This is a genomic window from Halobacillus trueperi (genome assembly GCF_003386945.1).
GTDB classification, from domain to species: domain Bacteria; phylum Bacillota; class Bacilli; order Bacillales; family Halobacillaceae; genus Halobacillus; species Halobacillus aidingensis.
The window spans coordinates 182,690-203,031 of the sequence record NZ_QUAE01000005.1 but is presented as its reverse complement, the minus strand read 5'-3'; the positions used below and the strand labels follow the sequence as shown (position 1 = coordinate 203,031).

The following is a 20,342-nucleotide window of genomic DNA, read 5'->3' as shown; positions in this document are numbered from 1 at the left end:
CAAAAATGGTGGTTTTCATAATGTTAACGGTCGCCGTTTACAGTAGTTTGATGATTTTCGTATTAGCTAAGTTGGGAAGCGTCCCTGCTCAAACCGTGATGAATGTCTTCAGAATGAAAAACCAAAGTTCTCATTTCTACCACAAAAAAAGATATGAACGGACCGTTTCAGCCAGGTGAATGCACCTGGCTTTTCTTATGGTTGAAATTGTTGAAAGGAATGAAAAAATCGCGAAAAATTCAGGTCGGACTGCCGATAACTTCGAATTTTTTGTTATGATATAGAAAAATGTCGAAAATACATACCGATGACGGATAAGGTTAGGAGAGTATTATGGATAGAAACACGTTAGCTTACTTCTTAGAAGACCTTTGGAGTAAGGGGTTTAAATTGAGTGATGAGGATGTACAATTTATATATTTTGGGAATAACTCTTCTAATGCTCCTGAATGGAAAACCATTGTAGCTGTAAACATGACTTTGAAAATTCAACAGTCCTTCGACCCAAGTTTTTTCATTAGTATTTTAGAACTTATTTCGAATCCATCCATTACTAGTAAAAGAAAGGCTTATGAATCCATTGAAGAACAACTTTCCATTGCAAGGACCACACGCAAATAAAAAATACCCAGATCACTGCTGATCTGGGGTTTGTTTCGTCTGCAGACACTCTCTGGCAAGGCGGTCTGCATTTTTGTTTTGTTTGTCAGGAATCCATTTATAAAAAACATAGGAAAAGTTTTCTTCAAGGTTCATAATCTTTTCAAACAAGGGAAGGAATTTCTCATTCTTTGTGTATCGTTTATCCATGGTATCTACGGCGATTTTTGAATCAGACCTGATCGAAATGATTTCTCCGGGATACTTCTTCTTGCAAATTTGCAAAGCATGGATGATTGCTAGGAACTCCGCTTCATGATTCGTCCAAGTCCCTAAGTGAAATTGATATTCTTCCGTTTTTTGGCCTTGTTTAATGACCACTCCTGCAGCACTTGGCCCAGGTTCTCCACTGCAGGCAGCGTCTGTGTACACTTCTAACATAGCACATGACCTCCTCATTCAGAATGCGGCATTTTTTTGGCCATATAAAAGAATGGTGTATCCAAAGCTGCCACGATGAACTTGATGATATAGGTTGTTAGGAAAATCTCAAGCCAAATCTCGAAAGGATACAAACCGAAAAAAGCGATGAAACAAAAAATGCTCGTATCTAACAATTGACTGATCATCGTACTCCCATTGTTCCTGATCCAAAGCGCACGATCAGACGGGAAGAGCTTTTTCAGTTTGGCATATAACCATACATCAAAATATTGGCTTACAATATAAGCAAGCATGCTGCCAAGTGCAATTCTTGGAACAAGACCAAATAAAGCCTGCAACGCTGGTTGAGCGATGTCGTTTTCGCCAGGATTGAAAAGAATGGCGAACTGCATGATGATTGTCATAATGATTAATGTGGAAAAGCCCATCCACACAGCTTTTCTCGCCTCTTTTTTCCCGTATTTCTCGTTAAGGATATCGGTAGCTAGAAAGGCTGTTCCATAGACAATATTTCCTAGAGTGGCATTTAAGCCGAACATCTCTACTGTTTTGACTACTTGGATATTGGCAAGGACGGTGGACATTCCGATCCACACAAATAAGCCAGGTTTTCCGAACAATCGATAAACTCCAATTAGTAATGCGAAATTAATTAGTGCAAATAATATCCAAAGTACTTCGTTACTCATCGTATTTCCTCCTTAGTTTTGGTATCGCGGGAGTTCCCGAACCGCGGGCAAATAGAACCAACAGCGATCCATTATACGATGGTACGAGCCATTTGACAAGAACCATTGCCCTTATTCAATAATATGGCAGGATTGTGTAAGACTTGATTTCGAGACTTTTGTGGAAGTGTAGGGGCTGCGGGAAACAGTTCGCTTTCCATGGGGCGGGCGGTGAGCCTCCTCGGACTTCGTCCTGCGGGGTCTCACCTGTCCCACACTCCCATAGGAGTCTCACCGTTTCCCTCCGCCCCTTTACCATACGAGGTTCTCGAAATCCCTCTAACAGTAATCTCCCGAGCTCTGTAAAAAAGCCCTGTTCGCCAACGCCGTTATAGAGTCGTTTTGACCATAGATCCAGCAAGAATAAGGCGTGGGAACAGGGTCTGGGAAACGTCCGCATGAAAAACGAATGGAGACATGAACGTGTGTGTTTTTCTACTGACTGCTTCAAAGCACTGCAAATCGTCGTTTCCCTGACCCCGTATCCATGGCCAGGAATTGTCATTCATTATTTCAAATAGGCCAGGCTTCCTTTAAGGATGCGCGGTATGTGCCCTAGTGCTCCCGCGGAAAGCGAGTCATTCCCCGCAGCCCCCATCCACTCTACAAAAGTCTCGAAATGGAGTCTTCCACAATCGGGAGCTAATATTCAATATTGAGTGGGGGAGTTATGTGGATTGTTGGTCGTTAGAGTGTAAAGAAAAAGCAATCTCCGGGGAGATTGCTTTTGATGAAACATCTATTCTTTCACAACGTTCGCAGCTTGTGGGCCGCGGTCGCCTTCTACGATTTCGAAAGTAACAGCTTGACCTTCTTCTAGAGATTTGAAGCCTTCTTCCTGGATAGCAGAGAAGTGTACGAATACGTCGTCTCCACCCTCAACTTGAATGAAACCGTAACCTTTTTCTGCGTTGAACCATTTGACTGTACCATTTTGCATGATTTGTTCCTCCTAAATCTTGCACGTAAAACGTGGAAATTACAAATATCAGATCGAAAAAACCTCATAGAAGGTCGGAACAATAAATTCCGAAGCACTTCTATGAGGAGTTACCTGTCATTTATGTTTCCGATCTTGTTATTTGCTTACCTCAAATATATCGTATGAAAAAAGGAGCGTCAACATTCTGCTTCTAATAAATTTCAACAACTTGTAACCGCTTCCCAGGATGGGGTACTATAACTCATAACGAGAGTCAGGTACAATGATAGAAGATACATAAGGAAAGGAAAGATCTTCAATGAAATCCGATATAGAAATTGCTTTGGAAGCTAATATGAAACCAATCCATCAGATAGCTGCACAGTTGAACTTATCAGAGGAAGACTGGGAACCTTATGGACACTATAAGGCTAAATTGTCGGACCAACTGTTGAATAAACTTTCGGATCGAAAAAAGGGGAAAATCATCTTAACGACATCGATCAACCCGACACCTGCTGGAGAAGGGAAATCCACGGTAACGGTCGGATTGGGACAAGCCTTGAACAGGCTGAATCAACGTGCTGTGATCGCACTGAGAGAGCCTTCCCTTGGCCCCACGATGGGAATTAAGGGTGGGGCAGCGGGAGGAGGCTATTCCCAAGTTGTACCGATGCAGGAAATCAATCTGCACTTCACCGGGGATATCCATGCCATAACATCAGCGAACAACGCACTTTCTGCTTTTATCGATAATCATATTCATCAAGGAAATGAACTCAACATCGATCCCCGAAGAATTTCGTGGAAGCGTGTGATGGATTTAAATGACAGAGCTTTAAGGGAAGTGATTGTTGGTCTTGGTGGCCCTGTGAAAGGAGTTCCGAGAGAAGATGGTTTCAATATCACTGTTGCTTCAGAAATTATGGCCATTCTTTGTTTAGCGAAAGATCTTACTGATATGAAGCAAAGACTTGCTGAAATTGTCATTGGATACACCTATGATAAAGAGCCAGTTCAAGTCAAACAATTAGGAGTGGAAGGGGCTTTGACACTTCTTTTGAAGGATGCGATCAAACCAAACCTTGTCCAGACCCTTGAGAATACACCAGCCATTATTCATGGAGGACCATTTGCGAATATTGCCCACGGATGTAACAGTGTGATGGCCACAAACTTAGCTGCAAGACTTGGAGATTATGTGGTAACAGAAGCTGGTTTTGGAGCTGACCTTGGAGCAGAGAAGTTTTTGGATATTAAAACAAGAGCAGGTGATCTTGAACCTGATGCAGTTGTTATTGTAGCTACGATAAGGGCCTTGAAAATGCATGGAGGTATGGAAAAAGGGTTGCTTGAGAGTGAAAACATGGAAGCTCTAAAGGATGGGATCGGAAATTTGAAAAAGCACATGGAAACCATCCACCAGTATGGACTTCCATTTGTTGTGGCGATCAATCAATTCCCTTCAGATACAGATCGGGAAATTGAGTTTCTTACTCAATGGTGTGAAGGACAAGGGGTGGAGGTATCCCTTACAAACGTCTTTGCCGAAGGTGGTGAAGGTGGTTTGGACCTGGCAGAAAAAGTGATGGGTGCTTGTGAGAAGAAAACCGCTCCTATGAAATATATTTATGAATTGGAAGATTCGATCGAAGAAAAAATCGGTAAAATTGCGACGAACGTTTATGGAGCTGAAGGTGTTGATTTTTCATCAAAAGCTGAGAAACAGATTCGTCAACTGAAAGAACTCGGATTTGGAGATCTGCCTGTTTGTATGGCTAAAACTCAATATTCCTTATCTGATGATCCTAAAAAACTGGGGCGTCCGCAAAATTTCAGGGTAACCGTCAGAGAGATCTATCCATCAGTAGGGGCCGGTTTCCTTGTCGCTTTAACGGGGGACGTCATGACCATGCCAGGGTTGCCTAAACAGCCTGCCGCTTTGCGGATGGATGTAGATGACAAGGGCATTATCCATGGTTTATTCTGATACAAGGCTCGGCAATGATCTGCTATAATCATTCAAGCCGACCATTTTATATATGGGTTTGAAAATGAAACAGGGAAAAAACGGTTAATCGAAGGTAAGGGGGATTACAGGTGACAATACGCATTGGTTTGACTGGATGGGGAGACCACCCCGCTCTTTATTCGGACCGGACAAGACCTGAGGAGAAATTATCCGCTTATGCTTCCCACTTTCCTGTGGTTGAAGTAGATACAGCCTTTTATGCAATCCAACCCGTTTCCCGGTATGAAAAATGGATGAAGGAAACGCCTGAGTCCTTTTCATTTGTCATTAAAGCATTTCAACAGTTGACAGGTCATGACAGAGAATCAAGGACGGTTCAGGAAGCGAAGGATTTGATGAAGCGTTATGAAGAATCGATCCAGCCCGTATGGGAAAGCGGACAAGTGTACGCTTTATTATTTCAATTTCCGCCATGGTTTGATGTGCGAAAAGAGAACATAAGAAAACTTCGTTATATCCGGGAGTGGATGGAAGATTATCCACTGGCACTGGAGTTTAGAAACCGTACGTGGTTTGAGCCTTCCTATTATGAACAAATATTATCTTTCATGAAAGATCAGCAATGGATTCACAGCATATGTGACGAACCACAAGCAGGAGAAGGCTCTGTACCACGCATTCTTGTACCTACCCATCCTGAAAAGACATTGGTGCGTTTTCATGGACGAAATATTCACGGCTGGAACAAAAATGGTCGTAAAGACTGGCGGAGCGTCCGCTTTTTGTATAGGTACAATGAGGAAGAATTGCAGGAGTGGAAAGATCAGGCGTTAAAGCTCGAAAAAATGACACCTGAGGTCACTCTTTTGTTTAACAACAATTCAGGTGGCGATGCCGCAGATAATGCTAAGCAAATGCAGGAGCTTCTTGATATCAAGTATGAAGATCTTAATCCACGACAAATGGACCTTTTCAACTTTTAGGAGGATATCATGGACAAAAGGGAAGCACTGGAAACAATCAGGCATTTCGTTAATGATCTATTTCGTGATGATACGAGTGGCCACGATGACATCCACATGAAACGCGTGGCCGCATGGGCGAAATACATCGCGGTCAATGAGGGTGATGATCCATTTTTATGTGAAGTGGCAGCCCTCCTTCATGATGTAGGAGATCATAAATTGTTCTCCAATCCTGAACAGGCGATTCTTCAAAGGGATAAACTCCTTGTGGATGTCGGTTTTTCAGAAAAAGAGGTCGATCTGATCGCGGATGCGATCCGAACGGTATCTTTTTCAAAAGGAGCTGTTCCGAATTCGAGAATCGGAGAAATCCTCCAAGATGCTGACAGGTTGGATGCCATCGGAGCGGTCGGCATTGCACGAGCCTTTGCTTTTGGTGGTACCATCAATCAACCGATATATAAGGGAGAGGAAAAGGATGCCATTGACCATTTTTATGAAAAACTTTTGAAACTAAGAGAATTGATGCATACCGAAAGTGGAAAGCAAGAAGCGGAAAGACGTCATCAATTTATGCTTCAATACTTAAAAGAGTTCTACCGTGAACAAGAATGCAGAGAGGAGACCAGCCATGTCAAAGAATGAACAGGCTTATTTAAATATGTGTGAACACGTGTTGAAAGAAGGAAACTCAAAAGGAGACCGAACAGGAACCGGTACCCTTTCTGTTTTTGGACATCAGATGCGGTTTGATCTTCAAGAAGGTTTTCCGCTCATGACCACAAAGCGTGTTCCTTTCAAGCTGATTGCTAGTGAACTGTTATGGTTCATGAAAGGGGATACGAACATCCGCTATTTATTGGAAAATAAGAATAACATTTGGAACGAGTGGGCCTTTCAAAAATGGGTGGAGAGTGAAGACTATCAAGGCCCTGACATGACTGATTTTGGACTCCGCAGCCAGAAGGATGAGGAGTTCAAAAAGCAATACAAAGAGCAGATGGACACGTTCAAAGAGAAAATCCTAAAAGACGATGCCTTCGCAAAAGAGTTCGGTGACCTCGGCGCGGTTTACGGAAAGCAATGGAGGGAATGGGAAACAAGCAGAGGCGAAACCATCGATCAGCTTCAAAATGTGGTAGAAAGCATCAAAAATAACCCTGACTCAAGACGACATATCGTAACCGCATGGAACCCGGAGGATGTTCCCTCAAACATGGCTTTGCCACCTTGTCATATCCTTTTTCAGTTTTATGTCGCAGATGGTAAGTTATCCTGCCAGTTGTATCAAAGGAGCGGGGACATTTTCTTAGGAGTACCGTTCAATATTGCAAGCTATGCGTTGTTAACCCACCTGATCGCCCATGAATGTGGATTGGAAGTCGGTGAATTCATTCACACTCTTGGAGATGCTCATATATACAGCAACCATATGAATCAGATCCATGAACAATTATCGAGAGAACCTAGAACCCTGCCGTCCTTGTCCTTGAACAAGGAAAAAGAAAGTATATTTGATTTCGATATGGAGGATATCACCATCGAAGGTTACGATCCCCATCCAAGCATTAAAGCTCCAGTAGCTGTTTAACATGAAGTAATTTATCGCGAATTCAATATAAGCTTCCTTTAGTTGAAGACTCAGTTTCGAGACTTTTGATGAGCAAGGTTGGGGCTACGGGGGATGACTCGCTTTCCGCGGGAGCGCACTTAGCCTCCTCGGACTGCCTTCCTGCTGCGGGGTCTCACCAAGCACTCACTTCCAGCAGGAGTCTCCCCATCCCCCGTAGTCCCTTGCTGTAAGAGGTTCTCGAAACTACCTTCCAGGAACAGGAACTTTCATAGATAGAATCCTATACTGACGCGGTTTAAACAGGACTTTACAACATAACTAGGCAGGGTACTATAGAAGGGATTTCGAGAACATCATATGGTAAAGGGGCGGAGGGAAACGGTGAAGACTCCTATGGGATATGCGGGCCAGCTGAGACCCCACAGGACATAGTCCGAGGAGTCTCAGCGCCCGCCCCATGGAAAGCGAGCCTTTTCCCGCAGCCCCTAGAATCTCACAAACGTCTCGAAATCGAGTCTTCCTTAATCCTGCCATATACTTTAATAACCAATAAATAAAACCAGCGTTTAATAAAGCAAATCTTAATAAAGAGGTGTTAAGGATGATTTCATTCATATTTGCAATGGATAAAAACAGATTGATTGGGAAAGACAATGATTTACCATGGCATATTCCGAACGACTTTAAATTTTTCAAGGACACCACATGGAGGAAAACAATCATTATGGGAAGGAAAACATTTGAGTCCTTTCCACAACCTCTTCCTGAGCGGGAGCACATCGTTATTACAAGCAATGAGAATTATGACCGTGAAGGATGTACAGTGATCCATTCCATTGATGAAATTCTTCAAATGGAGAAGAATAATCCGGATAAAGAATGGTTCGTGATCGGTGGAAGTGTACTTTTTGAAAAAATGCTTTCTTATGCGGACCGTATGTATTTGACTTATATCGATGCAAGCTTTGAGGGGGACACTTATTTTCCGGAATATGACGAAGCCGAGTGGACCCTTGTTTCTGAGACGAAGGGTCTGAAAGATGAAAAGAACCCGTATGACTATTATTTCCGTACCTACGACCGGAAGAGCTCCTGATGAAACAAAAGGATTTGTGTGGAGTGATTCTCAATGGGGGAGGATCAACAAGAATGGGGACCGCTAAATCTTCTTTGACTTTCGATTCTATAACCTCATTGGAGTTGATTGCTTCGACTCTTTCAAAGGTAACCGACACCATCATAGTGAACCAGAATGCACGAAAAAACGTCCCTTTCCCGGTCGTCGAGGACATTTACGAAGATGCAGGCCCCCTCGCTGGATTGCATGCGGTCATGAAAGAAAAGCCGGCCACCTGGTTTATCTTGGCTGCGTGTGATACTCCTTTCGTAAGTGAAGAGGTTTATCGTCATTTAATCCAAGAGGCAGGTGAAACGGTTGATGCGGTAATTCCTGTCTATGATGGTCGATTTCAGCCTATCTCCGGAGTGTATCATATCCGTATTTTAGACAAACTTGAGTCTTATCTATCTCAAGGCGGCAGGAAAGTCCGAGGGCTTTTTGATGATATTAAAACAAAAGAATTGTCTACTTATCCAGGCATCGATCACGAGAAACTTTCCATGCACTTTTTTAATATGAACACACCAGGGGAATACGCGTTAGCAAGAGATTTGTTTAAAAAGTGGAAGAGGTAGAGACAATAGAATACAGGGCATGATATGATAGGAAAGATAAAGATGGTAAGAAATTTTAGGTGAAGTTGTTTCTTTTCTTTGTCTACTCTTGTAAAATAGATTTAAAGTACGTGTTGAAGGCGGTGAATGGACATGCTGTCAAGTATCGGAATACCAGGTCTGATTTTGATTTTGACGATTGCGTTAGTCATTTTCGGCCCGAAGAAATTGCCTGAAATCGGGAAGGCTGCTGGAGAAACGTTGAAAGAATTTAAAAACTCTGCTCGTGATCTAACAAGTGACTCTAGTGAAGAAAAAACGAATAAATAACATAAGCATAATTTTCTTAAGACATAACTAATGGAGTGATTGACCATGTTATCAAGCATTGGTGTACCAGGTCTCATTCTGATTTTAATCATCGCACTTGTCGTTTTTGGCCCTTCAAAACTTCCTGAAATCGGGAAGGCGTTCGGTAGTTCCCTTAAGGAATTCAAGAAAGCTACAGGCGACATTATGTCTGATGATGAAAGCAGTAAGACAGAAAAGAAAACCAAAGAATAAAATGAATAAAGAAGGTGTAAGGGGCTTTCCCTTACATCTTCTTTTTGTCAGGCTCCTATCAGCCTGGAGGTGAATGTAGTGTCAGAACAAAAGATAACTCAGGATATCGAAATGAATGTCACCGATCACTTGAGTGAGTTGCGAAAACGCGTATTATGGACGTTAGCTTTTTTTATCACTTTCTTCATTGTAGGCTTTATCTATGTTGAAAGAATACAAACATTTTTCATTAAAGATTTACCGTTTGAATTGAATATGACGAGTCCAGGTGAAATCATTTGGATCATTTTTACGATTGCAAGCCTTGTAGCGATCGTTGGGACATTGCCCATTTTATCGTTACAAATATGGTTATTCGTTAAACCCGCCTTAACACCGAAAGAGCGGAGGGTTTCGCTTTCCTACGTGCCCGCGATCTTTTTATTGTTCCTTGCGGGTCTCACATTTGGCTACATCGTATTTGTTCAGTTGATTCTGCCGTTTCTCTTGTCCCTCAATAATGGAATGTTCAATGAAATTTATACGGTCGAGCGATATTTCCGCTTTCTTTTCAGAGTAACAATTCCTTTTGCGGTATTATTTGAGATACCGATCATCATCATGTTCTTGACGAGCCTCGGCATCGTCAATCCAGTCTTTCTGGTGAAAGTACGGAAATATGCGTATTTTATCTTGATCATTATCGGAACCATCATTTCCCCACCGGATTTCATCCTGCAATTGGTGGTTGCGGTTCCTTTGATTCTCTTGTATGAGGTAAGCATCATCCTATCGAGGATCGTCTACCGTAAGAAGCTTAAAAATCACCGGGAATTCATGGAATCTGAAGAATAGATATTCAGAGAATAAAGAGGCACTTGGAGTGGCCCAGAGATGCACATCTCTGGGCTTTTTATTTTAACATTTTCAAAAAGGTGTAGATTTTTGTTTTTACACTATTATCTTTTGCTGTACAGGCCGGAACATGATAAAAATAATGTAGGAATATGCGAGGAGGAACAAATCCGATGAGATCTTTTTACCACTATATGATGAGATACAGAGGGAACAAGAAAAATAATGATGAAAAACAACTCGCTGAATGGATGTTCGATGACCACAGTTTCCCGAAGCAGGCGAAATCTTATGATGAAATCAGTTCCTATTTAGAGTGGAATGCACCATTTCCTTCTGCTTTATCCGTTTTTGATCAATTATATGAGAAATACAAAATAGAAGAAGAATAAAAGAGAGGTGAACCCATGAAAATTTTACACACGGCTGACTGGCATTTGGGAAAAATCGTGAACTATGTACATATGACTGAAGACCAACGCTATATTCTTCAGCAATTCGTTGAAATTGTAGAGAGAGAAAAGCCGGATGTCATCATTATTGCAGGGGATCTCTACGATCGTTCCATCCCACCAAAACAAGCGGTGGAATTACTGAATGAAACGTTGACGACTCTCATTAATGACTTCCAGGTTCCTGTTCTTGCGATTTCGGGTAACCATGACAGTCCTGATCGGTTGAACTTCGGCAGTCAAATGTTCAGGAAGCAAGGGCTCTTCTTAGATACGATGTTACAAAAAGAGAGAGAACCTGTCACGTTGTACGATCAAGACGGACCTGTTCATTTTCATCTCATCCCTTATGTAGAGCCTGCTGAAGTGGCGTATGTGTTTGAAGATGAAGCTATTAAAACTCATCAACAGGCAGCAGAAGTTCTGATCCGGGATATCGAGCAACGCTTTAACATGGATGATCGTCATGTCTGGATTGGCCACTCTTTTTTAGCCGGGGGGATGGAATCGGAATCTGAAGAGCGCTTGTCTATGATTGGTGGGAGTCCTTATGTGGATGCCCGTTTATTCAATGCTTTTTCTTATGTCGCCCTCGGTCACCTTCATCAGCCTCAGAGAGTGACGGAGGATTATATAAGGTACAGCGGATCGATTTTGAAATATTCGTTTTCTGAAGTCAATCATGCGAAATCTGTGACGCTGATTGATATGGATCGGGAAGGTTCTTGTGAATTAGAAAAAATTCCACTTACGCCGCTAAGAGATTTCGAAGTCATTGAAGGTTATTTTGAAGACCTGCTTATTGGAGAAGCCACTGGAAATCCCGAAAACTACTTACATGTGCGCCTCTTAGATGATGGGCAGCTTGTGGATCCCATGGGCAAATTACGAAAGGTGTACCCGAATATTCTTCACTTGGAAAGACGCAGGTCAAAGACGAACCTGCAAATGGAAGAACTGCAGGAAGTCAAAAAGCGTCAAAAACTATCACACGCCGATCTTTTCGCTTCTTTTTATGAAGACATTAAAGGGGAATCGATCCCGCTAGAACGGAAAGAATTGATCGAACAAGCCATAGATAAGCTGAGAAAAGAAGAGAGGGGGAAATAAGATGAAAGCACTCACTCTTACAATGGCAGCTTTTGGTCCTTATCGTCATAAGCAGGTGGTTGATTTTACAACTTTAGGAGAAGAGTCGATTTTCCTCATTACCGGTCCTACAGGCGCAGGAAAAACAACGATTTTTGATGCGATGTGCTTTGCCCTCTATGGACGTGCGAGTGGCAGCGATCGGGACCAGGACTCGATGCGCAGTCATTTCGCAGATTCAGGAGAGCCAACCTATGTAGAATTCACTTTCGAACTAAGAGGTAAAACGTATCGCATTGTGCGGATGCCAAAACAAATGAAAAGAAAAGAGCGTGGTGAGGGATGGAAAGAAGACCCTGCCCGTGCCGATTTTTATATCATTCAAGACGAAGAAGAGAAACTGGTAGCATCGAAAATCAAAGAAGTGAATGAATACATTGAAGAAATTCTCGGTCTTGATTATGAACAATTTCGGAAAATGATCATGATTCCACAAGGAGAATTCCGAAAGTTAATCTCTGAAAACAGTAAAGAGAGAGAAGAAATTTTACAGCGCATTTTCAAAACGGAGTTTTTCGCAGAAGTGACCGACTACTTCAAGAAACAATCGAAGGCACTGGAAACGGAGATCAATCAATTTGAATGGAAAATTTCTCAGGAGAAAGAGAGAATCGTTTGGGGCGAAGAGGCAGATGCTCAATTGGAAAACGAGGAACTCTCAAAAGTCCGGGAACGATTGAGTCAACGAATCGCTCATCAGAAACAATTGGTTTCTGATGAAAAAGCCTATATGCATCAGCTTCAGCAAAACACAGATCACTTGCAAAACCAGTACTATGAATCAAAGCAGCTCCTGAATCTTTTTGAAGAAAGGGACAGGTTGTCCATTGAGGAACAAAAACTCGAAGAAAATTCGGCTGCCATCAAAGATTTGGAGAAAGAGCATGCCGATGCAAAACAGGCAGCGGAGGTCCGGCCCTATGAAAAGCAGTACGAAGAACGAAAAAGAGAACTTGATCAGCTTCGTTCGACTCAAAAAGAAAGAGAAGAAACATACAATCGTGTGAAGTCAGAGTTTCATGATATTCATGAAAAATATGTGAAGGAAGCGGATCTACAAGAAGATCGTGACAGGTTAAGAGAAGCCTGGCAACAAAAATTAAGAGAAAAAGAGCATTTGGAAGAGTTTTTGAAAAAGAATCAAGGACTAGAAAATCTCGAAAAGGAGATGAACAAGAACCGTCGTTCCCTCTCAGATTTAAAGGAAACGGAACAAAAGATTCATGAAGACACGAAATGGATGAAAGAAAAAATGAAAGGCGAAAGGTCTTTAAGAGAAGCGGCTTATGAGAAAAAGCAGTCTTATCAGAACTTGAAAATCAGAAAAGAAACCGTTGAGCGCTTATCCAAAGAGTGGTTCCAATTGTCCAAGCTACGCACGAAATATCAATCTATTTCCAAAAACTATCAAGAAGAAAAACAAACGTTACAGTCATTGAAGGAGACTTATGAAAAAGCGCTGGATGATATTAGAAAACATCATTCGTACACCCTATCCTTACATTTAAGTGATGGCACACCGTGTCCTGTGTGCGGCTCATCTGAACACCCTGATCTGGCAGGAAAACCGGATGAGGTGATGAGTGAAGAACAGGTGGACCGTCTTAGGGAGCGTCATAAAGAAGCAGAACGATCCTTCGAGAAGGTACAGGATGATTTGATCCAGGTGAAATCTGAAGGAGAAGCACAGCGTCAATTGACGGAAAGCATCTGGAGCGATTTAAAAGTGGAGCACGAACTCTCCGAAGATTCGATACAAGAAGAAAGACAGACCTGCTCTGATGATATGAAAAAAACCCTAGAAGAATATAACGACCTTAAAGAAAAAATAGAAGATATTCAAACGATCGAGAAGAAAGTGGACCAAATGGATCAGCAATTGGAATCGCTGCAAAAAGAAAAAGACGCGCTACAGCAAACCATCAATGACCAACAACAGGAGCAAACCAAGCGAAAAACAGAGTTGGAATCATTAAAAGAAAACGTGTCTTCCACGACCGATCATCCTGGTGAATTAGTTGAAGAAGCGGCCAAGCTTGAAAACTTATATAAAGATGCAGATAAGAAATGGAAAGATATCCAAAGCTTATATCAAAGAAAACGGGACGAATGGCAGAAGATCCAAACTTCTGTAGAAGAAGGACAAAACTACTTGGAGCAAGGAAAAAAGGCTCTAGAACAACGGAAAACGGAATTTGATCAAACGCTTGTTCAATTTTCTTTTGAATCAGTCGAGGAATATCAATCCGCCATTAGAGCGCCTCAAAAGATGGAACAAATGATAAACGAAATCCAGCAGTACCAACAAAGGGTGCATGTCGTCAATGAGCGACTGGAAGAGTTGAACCAAAAGCTGAAAGAAAAAGAAAGGCCAGAATTAAACGCCGCTCAAGAGAAATTGGAAGAAATGCAGGAAAAACTGAACGCGCAACGGGAAGTCGTGAATCATCTAAACGTATCTCTGCAACAAAATGAATCTATACGAGAAAACATACGGGCGCTTGTGGAAGAACAAGGGGAGCTGGCTGCGAAATATTATGATATCGCTGAGTTAGCTCAGATTGCTAACGGGGACAATCATTTGCGCCTCTCATTGGAGAGGTATGTGCTGGCTTCTTATTTGGATGAAATCCTCATACAGGCCAATTTGCGCCTCGATCAGATGACGGATCACCGTTACCAACTCATCCGGAGCGATGCTATCGCTAAGCGCGGGGCTCAAAGTGGACTCGATCTTGAGGTGATCGATCATCATACAGGGCAGCAGCGTTCAGTAAGGACATTATCTGGCGGGGAAGGATTCAAAACATCCTTAAGTTTAGCTCTTGGAATGGCTGATGTCGTCCAGGCTCACGCCGGTGGTGTGCAGTTGGACACACTGTTCATCGATGAAGGTTTCGGAACACTGGATGATCTTTCGTTAGAACAAGCGATTGGCTGCCTGAGAAGTCTGCAGGACGGCAATCGGATGCTCGGTATTATTTCTCACGTGCAGCAATTGAAAGAGGAAATCCCTGCGAAATTGCAGATTGATGCCGGCCCGGAAGGATCGAAAGTTGAATTTGTCTTTCAATAAAGGTAGGAATATTTCCTACTCTTCGAATTGCCTTGTCTGAAAAGCGCCAATGTTCAACAGTACTCCCCAAATTCTCTGTTCATGATAAGCAAATAAACAAAGATACGTGTCATATTCTGCGCTTGCCCGGGAAATATCTGAACTTTCCAGCGGGAAATGCTCATGAAGGAGGTGTTCAGATGATCCAACCAGCCAATGATTGGGCAGATCGCCTGAACGAAGAGTTTACTAAAGATTATTTTAAAAAATTGCAGAGTATGATAGAGACGGAATACAAAACCCATTCCATCCATCCTGCCTATGATGATGTTTTCGCAGCCCTAAGACACACACCTTATGCATCAACAAAGGTAGTGATTCTTGGTCAAGATCCTTACCATGGAAAGAACCAGGCTCATGGGCTAAGTTTTTCAGTCCGGCCAGGCAACCGTATCCCACCATCCCTTCGTAATATTTACAAAGAACTAAAGGAGGATCTGGGTGTTCAACCTCCAGGTCATGGCTCCCTTCATTCTTGGGCAGACCAAGGGGTGTTACTTTTAAACGATGTCTTAACAGTGAGGGAAGGGGAACCGAATTCGCATAGAGGGCTAGGTTGGGAAACATTCACAGATGCAGTCATTCAAGCATTGAATGAAAGAAAGAAGCCGGTTGTCTTCTTTTTGTGGGGGAAACATGCACAAAAGAAAGGCTCTTTTATTGATCGAGAAAAACATTTAGTGCTGACTTCGTCTCATCCCAGTCCATTTGCCGCACATAGAGGCTTTTTCGGTAGTCGGCCATTTTCTCAGGCGAATACTTTTCTATGCAACAACGGGATGGATCCGGTGGATTGGTCGTTACCACCTTCTAACATAGAGACAGGAGCCCAAACCAGTTCATAAAAAAGGCATATGCTAGAGTATTCTAACGTTTCGGAGGGGTTTTTATGTTTCCGACAGGTCAACCGCCTTTCCCTCCTATGGGCCAGTTCCCAGGGTTTCAGCAAGCTGCACCGCAAATGATGCGCTCGATGGCCCCGTATCTAAATGCGGGCAGCCGGGGTTTTGGCGGCTTTGGAGCTCCAGGCTTTTTAGGAAATACAGGTTTCGGCGCCGGATTCCCAGGAGTTCTCGGTGGAGGTGGAGGTACTGGTTTTGGTGCACAGGCTCTTGGTGCTGCAGGGACAGCTGCAAAAACAGGAGGAGCTGGATGGCTTGGTCATATGCAGACTGCCCTTAAAGCCATGCAATCGGCAGCACCAATGATGCAGCAATACGGACCGATGCTGAAAAACATTCCAGCAATGATCAATATGATGAAAATCATGAATGAACCAGACGATGATGATGAGAGTCTGGTACCATTGGACGAAAGCAGTAAGAAACCGTCTGTTTCTCAGGAATGGGAATCAACGAGTGTTCTCGATAAAAAAGAGAAAAAACGATCTCAAGGTGCATCACAGCCTAAATTATACATTTAGGCTGTGCGTGTAGCTTGATTTTTTTTGTAGAGTTAGCAAGAATAAGAACATATCTAATTATAGAAATGAGCACCTATGCCTTAGGAGGTTATATATTGAGTACACAATTAGAAAAAGCGACATTTGCCGGGGGATGCTTCTGGTGTATGGTCGAACCTTTTGATGAACGCCCTGGAATCGAATCCATTGTATCAGGCTATACAGGGGGACATACAGAAAACCCGACCTACTTGCAGGTGGTCACGGAAACGACGGGTCACAGGGAAGCGGTACAAATCACTTTCGATCCGGCTATTTTCCCTTATGAGCGACTGGTTGAGCTTTTCTGGCAGCAAATCGACCCCACCGATGCCGGAGGTCAATTCGCCGATCGAGGCCACTCCTATACGACAGCTATCTACTATCACAGTGAGAAACAAAGGCAAGTGGCTGAAAAGAGTAAAAATGAGCTTGCATCATCTGGAAAATTCAAGGACCCGATTGTAACGGAAATTTTGCCGGCTGAAACGTTTTATCCCGCAGAAGACAAGCATCAGGATTATTATAAAAAGAATCGTTTTCATTACAAACGGTATAAGAAAGGATCCGGGCGAGCTGATTTCATTAAAGATCGCTGGAGTTATGAAAAAGACCAGGAAGAACTAAAGCAACGCTTAACCGACATCCAGTATAAAGTCACACAGGAAAATGCAACCGAGCGGCCTTTTCAAAATGAGTTTCATGACCATGAAGAAGACGGCATCTATGTTGATATTGTTTCGGGCGAGCCATTGTTCAGTTCCAAGGATAAGTATGATGCAGGCTGTGGTTGGCCAAGCTTTACGAAACCTATTGAAAACCAGCAGGTGAAAGAAGAAGTTGACAGGTCTCACGGAATGTTCCGTACGGAAATTCGAAGTGACCGGGCGGACTCCCATCTCGGCCACGTGTTCGAAGATGGACCTAAAGATCAGGGAGGATTGCGTTACTGCATCAATTCTGCTGCATTGAAATTCATCCCTAAAGAAGAGATGGAAGAAAGAGGATATGGATATTTGACGTACCTTTTTCAATGAGTTCCTTCGGGTCCCCCTCTTTCCTTTGATGATGATATAATGAAGGAAGCTTGAGGAGGTACCGAATTGGGAAGAAAACGAATTCTTACAAAAGAAGAAATTCTAAAAGAGACAGGTGTTTTGCTCAGGAAAGAAGGGATCCACGGGGTTCATTTTAAAAAACTTTCGACGGAGCTCCAGGTGAGCAGAAGTACCCTCTATGAATATTTTAAAAATAAAGAAGACCTCATTCTCTCTTACATGAGAAACATGATGGAAGAGATGACCAAACAAATCGAAGCGATTCCGGAAGAGGAAGCGCCAAATAAAAAGCTTTACAGTCTTCTATACATTTTTCTTGACCATGCAGAAACCCATCATATTGATCAGATGATCCGGGAACTGCAAAATAGTGATCAGACCTTAGCCTTATTCTATCGCACAAAAATCCATGAAGATCTAATGGGAACGTATAACCAAATGTTGGATTGGATCGATGATGCGAAAAAAACAGGCATATGGAAAGATAATATAGAAAGCGAGATGGTTGCTGATCTCATTTTCCATTCCATATTATTTCCTACCAGGCATAAATATGGAGTGAAAGAAATGACGGATCAACTTTTTAGAATGATCGAATATGGTGTTAAAAACGAATAGCTTAACCGCTTCCCGAATGGGGAGCGGTTTCTTATATTCCTCTCATTCTTCGTTGATCTTTTTAGATTTTCTGAAAGGAGCGGTGGCTCCATGAAACCTTCGAACAAAATGAAAACTTATTTGATCGCATTGCCAGGCGGTCTTTTGTTCGATTTTTTGAACATCCCGATCCCATGGATATTGGGACCGGTCGTGTTCGTTGTACTCGCTAAATACTTCACGGCATTGGAATCGGAAACTGTACCGGCAGCAAAAAACATCGCCTTTGTTCTACTAGGAATCCAGATTGGTCTTACATTCAGTGCGGAAACGTTTCGTTCTATCGGTCCTTATCTCTTCCCTTATACCATTCTTACATCAGCAATGATTACACTCAGCTTAGTAGCCGGTTTGTACATAGCCAAGTTTGGGACTGTAGACAAAACGACCGCGCTTGTAGGAAGTTCTCCAGGTGGGCTGTCTGCCATGATTGCCGTTAGTGAATCTATGAAAGGAAATAGCGCGCTTGTGACGATATTTCATACGTTACGTTTGATCAGTGTTCTTTTTATCATTCCTTTTTACGTCACTCATGGAAATTTCGATGTTTCAACAGCTGTCGTTGCTGGTGTAACGGAAGGGGTGAATAAAGGCTCTTATTTTACCATTCCTTTATATTTCGTAACTTCTTTCATAGCCTGGAAGGTGAGAGACTGGATCCCTGCTTCGCTCGTCATCATACCCATGCTTATTATAGGTTCATTACAGACAGCAGGTGTCCCTTTCTATCCCTTACCTGGCATAATTTTTACTCTTGCTCAATTTTTCTTAGGCACATACTTAGGACATACGGTTTCTTTAAGAGAGATCATTTCAGCTGGAAAGACCTGCATTGCTTTCTTAGTTTTGGCTGTTTCCATGATTGGAGTGGGAATTGCGATGGCCTTTGTATTAAGCTGGTGGACAACCATGGACATAAAGACAGCAGTTTTGGCCTTGGCACCTGGCGGCCTTGTAGAAATGGCCATCACTGCTGAGCAAACTGGGGGTGAGCCTGCCATAGTGAGCTCTTTGCAGACGATTCGTTTATTGATGATCGTACTCCTGCTCCCCTGGTTGTTCAAAAAACTAAGAACATGAGTTTTGACATTATCTCGAATTAAAGATAAAATGAAGGTAGGTTGAGATTAGTTTTCCATAAAAATATTATGTAAATTAGAACGGAAGGGATGAAGCACAATGAATATGAAACATATTTTCCAAAAAGGTAATTCAGAACGGACCTTGTTGCTTCTTCATGGTACAGGGGGAACAGAACAAGATTTGCTGCCTATAGCAAAGATGATTGACCCGGATGCATCTGTTCTATCTGTAAGAGGGAATGTATCGGAAAATGGAATGCCACGGTTTTTCAAACGTCTAAGAGAAGGAGTCTTCGATGAAGAGGACTTGATTGCAAGAACGGATGAACTAAACGCTTTCCTTGATGAGGCCAGTAAAGAGTACGGGTTCGATCGTAACCATATTATCGCTGCCGGATATTCCAATGGAGCGAATATCGCAGGAAGCCTTCTTTTTCATTATAAAGAAAGCTTGCGGGGAGCTTTGCTGTTCCATCCGATGGTGCCGCGGAGAGGTATTGAACTCCCTAACCAATCAGGACTTCCCGTATTTATCGGTGCGGGTGAAAATGACCCGATCTGTCCATCTCAAGAAACAAAAGATTTAGAGGAGCTATTAACTGAGGCTGGAGCGGATGTCACCGTCCATTGGGAGCGTATGGGACATCAATTGACAGAAAATGAAGTGAAAACAGCGGCAGATTGGTATAAAGGCCAATTTTAATCGTCTATAATATTGAGTCATCCCTTTGTTCATTGTATGATAGGTACACAGAAACCAAGGAGGATGTCCTATGATTCACAAAAACTGGGAAAACAATGAAACCATCAAACAAATCGAATGTGTTCATAACGATGCAAAAAAATTCGTCGTGAACAATGTACTAACTCCAGGCAAGGTGTATGATGTAAAAAACGAAAGTGAAGAGTTTTACTTTGTCATTGATAATTCCGGCCGCATGGGCGGTTTTTATAAGGAGTACTTCAAAGAGGTATAATTGACTGTTAAGCCAGGGACTTGATCCCTGGCTTTTTGTATGGCTGAAAATCTCCTTCAAATCCCTCTCGAAAAATAAAATCTTTACTATAGGGATTTGTTCTCATGTTTATACAAAAGATTAAGTGGGGTAAGG

General features: G+C 42.5%; 24 protein-coding genes. 21 read left to right on the top strand and 3 right to left on the bottom strand.

What is annotated here, in order from left to right:
* Positions 1–333: 333 nt before the first annotated feature.
* Positions 334–621, top strand: a complete 288-nt coding sequence (locus DYE48_RS08925) for a DUF6123 family protein (protein ID WP_115823304.1) — start codon at positions 334–336, stop codon at positions 619–621.
* A gap of 12 nt (positions 622–633) precedes the next feature.
* Here the strand turns inward: DYE48_RS08925 and DYE48_RS08920 are convergent, their stop codons facing one another.
* Both DYE48_RS08920 and DYE48_RS08915 read right to left on the bottom strand, forming a co-directional pair.
* The gene (locus DYE48_RS08920) at positions 634–1,041 is read right to left on the bottom strand and encodes a ribonuclease HI family protein (protein ID WP_115823303.1); all 408 of its coding nucleotides are present in this window, start codon (positions 1,039–1,041) and stop codon (positions 634–636) included.
* 14 nt (positions 1,042–1,055) lie between these two features.
* On the bottom strand, positions 1,056–1,733 hold the full coding sequence (locus DYE48_RS08915) for a queuosine precursor transporter (RefSeq protein WP_115823302.1): 678 nt from the start codon (positions 1,731–1,733) through the stop codon (positions 1,056–1,058).
* Positions 1,734–2,170: 437 nt separating this feature from the next.
* Between DYE48_RS08915 and DYE48_RS21480 the strand changes: the two genes are divergently transcribed.
* Positions 2,171–2,293, top strand: coding sequence for a hypothetical protein (locus tag DYE48_RS21480; protein ID WP_279629295.1), 123 nt, complete (start codon positions 2,171–2,173; stop codon positions 2,291–2,293).
* Between the two features lie 218 nt (positions 2,294–2,511).
* Here DYE48_RS21480 and cspD read toward each other — a convergent pair whose 3' ends face one another.
* A complete protein-coding gene (gene cspD / locus DYE48_RS08910) occupies positions 2,512–2,712 on the bottom strand; it encodes a cold-shock protein CspD (RefSeq protein WP_115823301.1) in 201 nt (66 codons plus the stop codon).
* Positions 2,713–3,013: 301 nt separating this feature from the next.
* On the opposite strand from cspD, the gene DYE48_RS08905 reads away from it, so the two are divergent.
* The 19 genes from DYE48_RS08905 to DYE48_RS08815 all read left to right on the top strand — a co-directional run bounded on the left by DYE48_RS08905 (position 3,014) and on the right by DYE48_RS08815 (position 20,207).
* The gene (locus tag DYE48_RS08905; RefSeq protein ID WP_115823300.1) at positions 3,014–4,684 is read left to right on the top strand and encodes a formate--tetrahydrofolate ligase; all 1,671 of its coding nucleotides are present in this window, start codon (positions 3,014–3,016) and stop codon (positions 4,682–4,684) included.
* Between the two features lie 110 nt (positions 4,685–4,794).
* A complete protein-coding gene (locus DYE48_RS08900) occupies positions 4,795–5,649 on the top strand; it encodes a DUF72 domain-containing protein (protein ID WP_115823299.1) in 855 nt (284 codons plus the stop codon).
* A 9-nt stretch (positions 5,650–5,658) separates the two neighbouring features.
* Positions 5,659–6,276 (top strand): HD domain-containing protein, encoded by a 618-nt coding sequence (locus DYE48_RS08895; protein WP_115823298.1) that lies wholly within the window; start codon positions 5,659–5,661, stop codon positions 6,274–6,276.
* Positions 6,263–7,222, top strand: a complete 960-nt coding sequence (locus DYE48_RS08890; protein WP_115823297.1) for a thymidylate synthase — start codon at positions 6,263–6,265, stop codon at positions 7,220–7,222. The genes DYE48_RS08895 and DYE48_RS08890 overlap by 14 nt, the downstream gene beginning before the upstream one ends.
* A 583-nt stretch (positions 7,223–7,805) precedes the next feature.
* Positions 7,806–8,300 carry a dihydrofolate reductase gene (locus tag DYE48_RS08885; RefSeq protein WP_115823296.1) on the top strand — a complete coding sequence of 165 codons (495 nt, stop codon included), beginning with the start codon at positions 7,806–7,808 and terminating at the stop codon, positions 8,298–8,300.
* On the top strand, positions 8,300–8,899 hold the full coding sequence (gene mobA, locus DYE48_RS08880; protein WP_115823295.1) for a molybdenum cofactor guanylyltransferase: 600 nt from the start codon (positions 8,300–8,302) through the stop codon (positions 8,897–8,899). The genes DYE48_RS08885 and mobA overlap by 1 nt, the downstream gene beginning before the upstream one ends.
* Before the next feature lie 132 nt (positions 8,900–9,031).
* Positions 9,032–9,208 (top strand): twin-arginine translocase TatA/TatE family subunit, encoded by a 177-nt coding sequence (locus DYE48_RS08875; RefSeq protein ID WP_089652603.1) that lies wholly within the window; start codon positions 9,032–9,034, stop codon positions 9,206–9,208.
* Between the two features lie 45 nt (positions 9,209–9,253).
* Complete coding sequence (gene tatA / locus DYE48_RS08870) at positions 9,254–9,442, top strand: twin-arginine translocase TatA/TatE family subunit (protein ID WP_089652525.1); 189 nt, start codon at positions 9,254–9,256, stop codon at positions 9,440–9,442.
* A 111-nt stretch (positions 9,443–9,553) separates the two neighbouring features.
* Positions 9,554–10,276 carry a twin-arginine translocase subunit TatC gene (gene tatC, locus DYE48_RS08865; RefSeq protein WP_089652602.1) on the top strand — a complete coding sequence of 241 codons (723 nt, stop codon included), beginning with the start codon at positions 9,554–9,556 and terminating at the stop codon, positions 10,274–10,276.
* A gap of 173 nt (positions 10,277–10,449) precedes the next feature.
* Entirely contained in the window at positions 10,450–10,668 is a 219-nt protein-coding gene (locus tag DYE48_RS08860) for a YozE family protein (RefSeq protein WP_089652524.1), read from the top strand.
* Between the two features lie 15 nt (positions 10,669–10,683).
* Positions 10,684–11,838 (top strand): exonuclease SbcCD subunit D, encoded by a 1,155-nt coding sequence (locus DYE48_RS08855; protein ID WP_115823294.1) that lies wholly within the window; start codon positions 10,684–10,686, stop codon positions 11,836–11,838.
* 1 nt (position 11,839) lies between these two features.
* Complete coding sequence (locus DYE48_RS08850; RefSeq protein WP_115823293.1) at positions 11,840–14,953, top strand: AAA family ATPase; 3,114 nt, start codon at positions 11,840–11,842, stop codon at positions 14,951–14,953.
* A 179-nt stretch (positions 14,954–15,132) separates the two neighbouring features.
* Entirely contained in the window at positions 15,133–15,837 is a 705-nt protein-coding gene (locus DYE48_RS08845; RefSeq protein ID WP_115823292.1) for a uracil-DNA glycosylase, read from the top strand.
* A gap of 44 nt (positions 15,838–15,881) precedes the next feature.
* On the top strand, positions 15,882–16,415 hold the full coding sequence (locus DYE48_RS08840) for a YqfQ family protein (RefSeq protein WP_244157175.1): 534 nt from the start codon (positions 15,882–15,884) through the stop codon (positions 16,413–16,415).
* 95 nt (positions 16,416–16,510) lie between these two features.
* A complete protein-coding gene (gene msrB / locus DYE48_RS08835; RefSeq protein ID WP_115823291.1) occupies positions 16,511–17,470 on the top strand; it encodes a peptide-methionine (R)-S-oxide reductase MsrB in 960 nt (319 codons plus the stop codon).
* A 66-nt stretch (positions 17,471–17,536) separates the two neighbouring features.
* Positions 17,537–18,109 carry a TetR/AcrR family transcriptional regulator gene (locus DYE48_RS08830; RefSeq protein ID WP_115823290.1) on the top strand — a complete coding sequence of 191 codons (573 nt, stop codon included), beginning with the start codon at positions 17,537–17,539 and terminating at the stop codon, positions 18,107–18,109.
* Between the two features lie 90 nt (positions 18,110–18,199).
* The gene (locus DYE48_RS08825) at positions 18,200–19,228 is read left to right on the top strand and encodes an AbrB family transcriptional regulator (protein ID WP_115823289.1); all 1,029 of its coding nucleotides are present in this window, start codon (positions 18,200–18,202) and stop codon (positions 19,226–19,228) included.
* A 105-nt stretch (positions 19,229–19,333) separates the two neighbouring features.
* Positions 19,334–19,933 carry an alpha/beta hydrolase gene (locus DYE48_RS08820; RefSeq protein WP_115823362.1) on the top strand — a complete coding sequence of 200 codons (600 nt, stop codon included), beginning with the start codon at positions 19,334–19,336 and terminating at the stop codon, positions 19,931–19,933.
* 70 nt (positions 19,934–20,003) lie between these two features.
* A complete protein-coding gene (locus tag DYE48_RS08815) occupies positions 20,004–20,207 on the top strand; it encodes a DUF6501 family protein (protein WP_089652517.1) in 204 nt (67 codons plus the stop codon).
* Positions 20,208–20,342: the final 135 nt, after the last annotated feature.

What these genes read in the sequence shown, in the direction of transcription:
- DYE48_RS08925 (WP_115823304.1), top strand. Translation starts at nt 334, where the DNA reads ATGGATAGAAACACGTTAGCTTACTTCTTAGAAGACCTTTGGAGTAAG.
- DYE48_RS08920 (WP_115823303.1), bottom strand. Translation starts at nt 1,041, where the DNA reads ATGTTAGAAGTGTACACAGACGCTGCCTGCAGTGGAGAACCTGGGCCA.
- DYE48_RS08915 (WP_115823302.1), bottom strand. Translation starts at nt 1,733, where the DNA reads ATGAGTAACGAAGTACTTTGGATATTATTTGCACTAATTAATTTCGCA.
- DYE48_RS21480 (WP_279629295.1), top strand. Translation starts at nt 2,171, where the DNA reads ATGAAAAACGAATGGAGACATGAACGTGTGTGTTTTTCTACTGACTGC.
- cspD (WP_115823301.1), bottom strand. Translation starts at nt 2,712, where the DNA reads ATGCAAAATGGTACAGTCAAATGGTTCAACGCAGAAAAAGGTTACGGT.
- DYE48_RS08905 (WP_115823300.1), top strand. Translation starts at nt 3,014, where the DNA reads ATGAAATCCGATATAGAAATTGCTTTGGAAGCTAATATGAAACCAATC.
- DYE48_RS08895 (WP_115823298.1), top strand. Translation starts at nt 5,659, where the DNA reads ATGGACAAAAGGGAAGCACTGGAAACAATCAGGCATTTCGTTAATGAT.
- DYE48_RS08890 (WP_115823297.1), top strand. Translation starts at nt 6,263, where the DNA reads ATGTCAAAGAATGAACAGGCTTATTTAAATATGTGTGAACACGTGTTG.
- DYE48_RS08885 (WP_115823296.1), top strand. Translation starts at nt 7,806, where the DNA reads ATGATTTCATTCATATTTGCAATGGATAAAAACAGATTGATTGGGAAA.
- mobA (WP_115823295.1), top strand. Translation starts at nt 8,300, where the DNA reads ATGAAACAAAAGGATTTGTGTGGAGTGATTCTCAATGGGGGAGGATCA.
- DYE48_RS08875 (WP_089652603.1), top strand. Translation starts at nt 9,032, where the DNA reads ATGCTGTCAAGTATCGGAATACCAGGTCTGATTTTGATTTTGACGATT.
- tatA (WP_089652525.1), top strand. Translation starts at nt 9,254, where the DNA reads ATGTTATCAAGCATTGGTGTACCAGGTCTCATTCTGATTTTAATCATC.
- tatC (WP_089652602.1), top strand. Translation starts at nt 9,554, where the DNA reads ATGAATGTCACCGATCACTTGAGTGAGTTGCGAAAACGCGTATTATGG.
- DYE48_RS08860 (WP_089652524.1), top strand. Translation starts at nt 10,450, where the DNA reads ATGAGATCTTTTTACCACTATATGATGAGATACAGAGGGAACAAGAAA.
- DYE48_RS08855 (WP_115823294.1), top strand. Translation starts at nt 10,684, where the DNA reads ATGAAAATTTTACACACGGCTGACTGGCATTTGGGAAAAATCGTGAAC.
- DYE48_RS08850 (WP_115823293.1), top strand. Translation starts at nt 11,840, where the DNA reads ATGAAAGCACTCACTCTTACAATGGCAGCTTTTGGTCCTTATCGTCAT.
- DYE48_RS08845 (WP_115823292.1), top strand. Translation starts at nt 15,133, where the DNA reads ATGATCCAACCAGCCAATGATTGGGCAGATCGCCTGAACGAAGAGTTT.
- DYE48_RS08840 (WP_244157175.1), top strand. Translation starts at nt 15,882, where the DNA reads ATGTTTCCGACAGGTCAACCGCCTTTCCCTCCTATGGGCCAGTTCCCA.
- DYE48_RS08825 (WP_115823289.1), top strand. Translation starts at nt 18,200, where the DNA reads ATGAAACCTTCGAACAAAATGAAAACTTATTTGATCGCATTGCCAGGC.
- DYE48_RS08820 (WP_115823362.1), top strand. Translation starts at nt 19,334, where the DNA reads ATGAAACATATTTTCCAAAAAGGTAATTCAGAACGGACCTTGTTGCTT.
- DYE48_RS08815 (WP_089652517.1), top strand. Translation starts at nt 20,004, where the DNA reads ATGATTCACAAAAACTGGGAAAACAATGAAACCATCAAACAAATCGAA.